This is a genomic window from Commensalibacter sp. Nvir (assembly GCF_963921845.1).
Taxonomy (GTDB): domain Bacteria; phylum Pseudomonadota; class Alphaproteobacteria; order Acetobacterales; family Acetobacteraceae; genus Commensalibacter.
Genome location: NZ_CAWUGZ010000102.1, coordinates 1 through 5,352, shown reverse-complemented (window position 1 = coordinate 5,352; position 5,352 = coordinate 1). Strand labels below are relative to the sequence as shown.

Genomic DNA, 5,352 nt, shown 5'->3' with positions numbered 1-5,352 from the left:
GTATGAACCTACTCGTTAATTGTTTAATTTCATGGTAATAAAATATTGAAATAATTTGATTAAATTATCATTAGACGAGGATTTTTATGAATAGGTTTTTATTATTTTTTATTATTTTTTTAATGAGCATTACAAATGCATTTTCTATATCTAAAAAAGAGGAAAATGATATTTTTTTTATTAAAAAAGAACCATTAGGTTCATGGGATTTATACGAATATTATAACAAAATTATTTTAAACCTAAATAAAACAAATTTGCCTTTTTCATTAACTATAAAACCTAATCAATACTCTTTAATTTTGCAGGTTAATTTTCATCAATTTCTTTATCAAAATGAACCTTTTCTTGAATTAAATATCGGTGATTTTAATCACCAACTAATTCAAACGAAAGATAAATTGATTTATCAAACCACCTTAGAAGCACTTGATAGTCTAGATTTTTTTAAAGAAATCAAAAAAAATAATACAGTAATGGTTTTTTTTGATGATAACAAAAAACTTTCTATTTCAATAGATGATATTAATCATACGTTATTATCTTTAGAAAATTTTGCCAAAGATCATTACATTCTTTTACCTCCGCCTTTTTCTCCTAAACTCGATTACTATTCAACTATGCCTATTCCTGATATTTTTACCACTGCTCTTTTTCCTATTTATAGGCAATATGCTTATACCTTCGATCAATGTACGCAAAAAAAGCATAATACTGACGATTGTAATAAAAATAATTTGCTTCGTAAATTAATTGAAACACAACATATTTGCCTTAAACAAAATATAACGTTAGCTCAATCTTTTTTACAAAAAGACACTGTTTCAGATCAATGGGTCAAATGCAATTAAATTACTTTCTGGATTGAAAATAGGGCTTATTGGATATGTATTTAACCCATCCAATAAGCGAATTGTTGCATATCTACATTGCCACCACTTACGATAATACCTATTTTCTTCTGCCTTACCGGCAAATATTTTTCCATCACCGCTGCAGCAGCTAGACAACCTGTTGGTTCTACAATCATTTTCATTCGTTCAGCAAAAAATTTCATCATTTCAATCAAAGGTTTATCAGGAACTGTTATGATATCGTTAACATAATGGCGAATAATTTCAAAATTATGGTAACCAACATGTGTAGTAACTGCACCATCTGCTATTGATTTTGGTGTAGGTATTTCAACAATTTCTCCTTTTTTGAGGGATTGTTGCACATCATTACCCGCTTCGGGCTCTATTCCAATAACACGTATAGAAGGAAGTAAATGTTTTGCGGAAAGTAAAGAACCCGCTAACAATCCCCCTCCACCTAAGGGAACAAATAAATAATCCAGCTCGCCTACTTCTTCAATCAATTCTTTTGCACATGTTCCTTGACCAGCAATAACATCGGGATGATCGTAAGGAGGAATAAGGGTTAAACCTCTATCGTCAGCAATTGTTTTGGCTATAGTTTCTCTATTTTCAGTGTAACGGTCGTAATGATAAATTTCAGCACCATATTCCTTTGTTGCAGCCATTTTAATTTTAGGTGCATCATAGGGCATAACAATAAGAGCAGGAATGTTATGTAATTTACTAGCATATGCTACTGCTTGAGCATGATTGCCCGACGAATAAGCAATTACGCCTCTTTTTTTTTGATCTTCGGATAATTTAGCGATTGCATTGAAAGCCCCTCTAAATTTAAAAGCACCTACATGCTGATAATTTTCACATTTAAAGTAAAGCGTTGCATTTGAAAGTTGATTAGCAGTTCTAGACGTAAAAACAGGTGTTTGAACGGCTTTAGTTTTTAAAATATTTGATGCTTGAACAATATCTTCATAAGAAGTACAAAACTTCATTTAATTTTCCTAAAAGGGCTGTACAACAACCATAATAACAATAGTAATCATTAAGATTGTTGGTACTTCATTCATATAACGATAAAATTTTTCAGAATGAATATTCTGATCGATCTCAAATTGACGACGCCAACGAGAACACATTCCATGATATCCTGTTAAAACAAACAAACAAACAAGTTTAACAATCCACCAATACGTATGATAATCAATTACACCAGGAATAATAGCCAACACTATACCCGAAACAAAAGAAGCAGTCATAGCAGGGTTAATAATCATGCGTAATAACTTGTATTCCATAATTTTGAAACGTTCACTCTCCTCAGATCCTAAGTTGGTTTGGCAGTGATAAACAAATAATCTAGGTAAATAAAATTGTCCAGCCATCCATGCAATCACTGTAATTATATGAATTGCTTTTAACCACAAAACATAAGGAACAAGGACCGTAATCATTGATTACCTCTTAAAATTGTTTTGACTTTTTAAAACTTCAGTTATGAAATTTGAAGCCTCCTTTAGTGAGTTTACTCTGATCAAACCTGGATAATTTGGAGCAGGTTTTTCCAAATCTCTTAGTAAAATACACACCATACCTGCATCATAAGCTGCTTTTAAACCTGTATCCGAATCTTCGATAACGAAACATTCTTCAGGTTTAACGCCTTCTTGCTCGGCCGCATAAAGATATAAATCGGGAAAAGGTTTTGAACGTTTTACATCATGAGCAGAATGAATACGATCCTTTGAAAACCATTTTTGTAAATTGGTCTTTGTAAATTTCATGGTCATTTCACGCATTGAGGAATTCGAACCAATACGATAGGGAAGGTTTAATTTTTGCAAAGTTTGTAGAATATCTTCAACTCCTTCTATTTGTTGAACATCCCCTTGCATAGCATCTACAATTTTTTCATGAATTTTCACATTCCAATCATCAGGTAATGGATTGCTTACATGTTTTTGTATTTCTTTTTGAACATCCCTAAGTTGTACACCACTAAAAATTTCTCTGGCCTGTTTATCGGTGATGTTCCATCCTTTTATTCTTGCTTCGTGGCCGATAACTTGACTGACTAAATGTTCACTTTCAACGAGAACTCCATCGCAATCAAAAATAACCAGTTTCAATTTTCCATCTGGATGGGCTGCTTTTGGAGCGTTTAAAAGTGTTGTTTTTAAAATATTCTTCATTGAATTATACTCTCTTATATTAAAGCCCGTAAATATTCAACAAGTTGGTAAACATTTTCTAAGGGCGTGGAAGGCAAAATACCATGGCCAAGGTTAAAAATATGAGGTCTATTTTTTAAAGTTTGACAAATCTTAAACGTTTCATCTTGCATGATTTTTTTATTGTTTAATAAACATAAGGGATCAAGATTTCCCTGAAAAACTATTTCCTCATTTATATATTGATTTAAAAAATTAATATCTGCCGTTTGGTCAAGCCCTATTGCTTTTAACCCTGTCTGTTGAACATAAGCAAACAATTTTGTACCAGCTAATCGTGGAAAACCAATAATAGGAGTGTGAAAATGTTTTTTTTGTAATTGGCGCACAATTTGCTTTGTTGGATTAATAACATATGCTTGAAACAAAGACATAGGTAATATACCTGCCCAACTATCGAATAACATAATTACTTCTGCTCCAGCTTCAATTTGACGACAAAGATAATCCGCAGTGGTTTGAACTAAAAGATCTATTAAACGATTAAATAAAGCTGTATTTTTATAAATCATTTGAAAAACGATTGAAAAATCTTTTGAACTTCCCCCTTCTATCATATAGCAAGAAACTGTAAAAGGAGAACCAGCAAACCCTATCAATGCAGGTGAAGCTAACGATGGTTTATGTGTCTGAGAAGTGGAATTTAATATACAATTTAATCTTCTAATTGTTTCAAGAATAGGCTCTGTTTTCTCTATAATTTTTTCGGGTCTTAATAATTCTAATTCTTTTTGAGAAGTAATAGGAGGTAATCTAGGGCCTTTTCCTTCAACAAAATGCAATTCTTGTCCCATAGCCCAGGGCAATATTAAAATATCTGAAAATAAAATCGCTGCATCAAAAGCAAACCGTTGAAGAGGTTGTAAGGTAATTTCTACAGCCAAATCGGAATGAAGACAACGTGTTAAAAAATCAGTCTGTTGTTTAAGTTTTTTGAATTCAGGTAAATAACGACCAGCTTGTCTCATTAGCCAAATTGGCGGTGGCCAACTATGTTGTCCTTTTAATACATTTAATAATATTTTATCCGTTAATGGCATTTAAGAAACTTTCTTTTTACTCTTTTTTATTAAGCGTATCAAAATTTAGAATTTTTATATAACCATACTTTAAAAATAAATTTTAAATTCTTAGAAGGTTGTGTTTATAAGGTCTGTTAGTACTGTGGTACCCATCTTTAAGAAAATGTACCCCTTTTTTCACACAATGTGTACTGTTTTTAACTATTTGAATTTATTTAAAAATTTCTATTTATCCAGATTTTATCAAATAAAGCCTGTGTACAATTCACCGAGAGTTGGAATTTGCCTGTAATCCCCAGTACTCAGTACTTTGCTAATTTCGGTATCGTACAATCCCCATGTACCTCAAAAATTCACAACCATTATTTTGTTAAATTATTGCAAAATAAAAAAATAATTTTATTTTTTCGGATTCTTATGGCTAACAATAACTTATCCTTTTTTGGCATGTTGGAATAATATTTCGTTAATGGTTGGACATAAAAACAATACATAAAAATATATATAGCATTCATTTGCGCATTAATTTCATCATCAATATGAATGCTAATAAATGTGCATTACAAGATAATGATAAAATGAAAAGTTGGTAAAAATAAAAGATAAGATAATTTTGTTTTTAGAAGAACAAGCTATTTCTATGTTAAAAAAATAAATTTAAAAAAAATTATTAAAATTATAAACACCCTTATAGAACTAAAATAAAAGTAAAGCGTTGATTGATTTTGAACATTAAATAAATTCAGCAAAATTATAAGTTAACTATTTATATTATTACGTTTTGTAATGGATATGAGTTTTTATTTTACCATTCAATGATAGAAAATTAGTAGAGCTGACAATAACATGGCCATCTCTACCTATACCGAATTATTTAATTGCAATTTTTCTTTAAATTCGTAACAAAATTTTAAATTTTTTTCATAGATTATTAATTGATTTTTTAAATCGAAGCGTTTATATCAATTTTAACGTGGGGCCATAGCTCAGTTGGGAGAGTGTCTGAATGGCATTCAGAAGGTCAGGGGTTCGATTCCCCTTGGCTCCACCATTTTCTTTCCCTATCAATATAATATGTATTTACAAAAGTAAAAATTTTATTTTTAAAGATTATAAACTATCCGATAAATATATTTTGTAAATCTATTACCCATTTACTTTAGATAACATAAAATAATAATTTATTGGTAACTATAAAAATATTTTTTCAACTATAAATTCTTTTTTATTTGAACTATGCAT

Annotated in this window: 5 protein-coding genes and 1 tRNA gene; 2 read left to right on the top strand and 4 right to left on the bottom strand. The window is 30.3% G+C overall.

The genetic code is table 11. The features are described 5' to 3' along the window. The first annotated feature begins 86 nt into the window (after nt 1-86). Nucleotides 87-851: a hypothetical protein gene (locus AABE15_RS06460; protein ID WP_338330468.1), complete on the top strand. Its 765-nt coding sequence runs from the start codon at nt 87-89 to the stop codon at nt 849-851. Between the two features lie 41 nt (nt 852-892). On the opposite strand, the gene AABE15_RS06455 is transcribed toward AABE15_RS06460, so the two are convergent. From AABE15_RS06455 to hemE, 4 genes are read right to left on the bottom strand one after another with little or no spacing between them, the layout of a single operon-like run. After that, nucleotides 893-1,852 (bottom strand): threo-3-hydroxy-L-aspartate ammonia-lyase, encoded by a 960-nt coding sequence (locus tag AABE15_RS06455; protein ID WP_338330467.1) that lies wholly within the window; start codon nt 1,850-1,852, stop codon nt 893-895. Between the two features lie 9 nt (nt 1,853-1,861). Continuing rightward, a complete protein-coding gene (hemJ, locus tag AABE15_RS06450; RefSeq protein WP_338330466.1) occupies nt 1,862-2,311 on the bottom strand; it encodes a protoporphyrinogen oxidase HemJ in 450 nt (149 codons plus the stop codon). Nucleotides 2,312-2,314: 3 nt separating this feature from the next. Beyond that, on the bottom strand, nt 2,315-3,049 hold the full coding sequence (locus AABE15_RS06445; RefSeq protein ID WP_338330465.1) for an HAD family phosphatase: 735 nt from the start codon (nt 3,047-3,049) through the stop codon (nt 2,315-2,317). A gap of 14 nt (nt 3,050-3,063) precedes the next feature. Beyond that, complete coding sequence (gene hemE / locus AABE15_RS06440; RefSeq protein WP_338330464.1) at nt 3,064-4,128, bottom strand: uroporphyrinogen decarboxylase; 1,065 nt, start codon at nt 4,126-4,128, stop codon at nt 3,064-3,066. 957 nt (nt 4,129-5,085) lie between these two features. Here hemE and AABE15_RS06435 point away from each other — a divergent pair. After that, nucleotides 5,086-5,161: transfer RNA gene (locus AABE15_RS06435), tRNA-Ala, on the top strand. Nucleotides 5,162-5,352 lie beyond the last annotated feature (191 nt).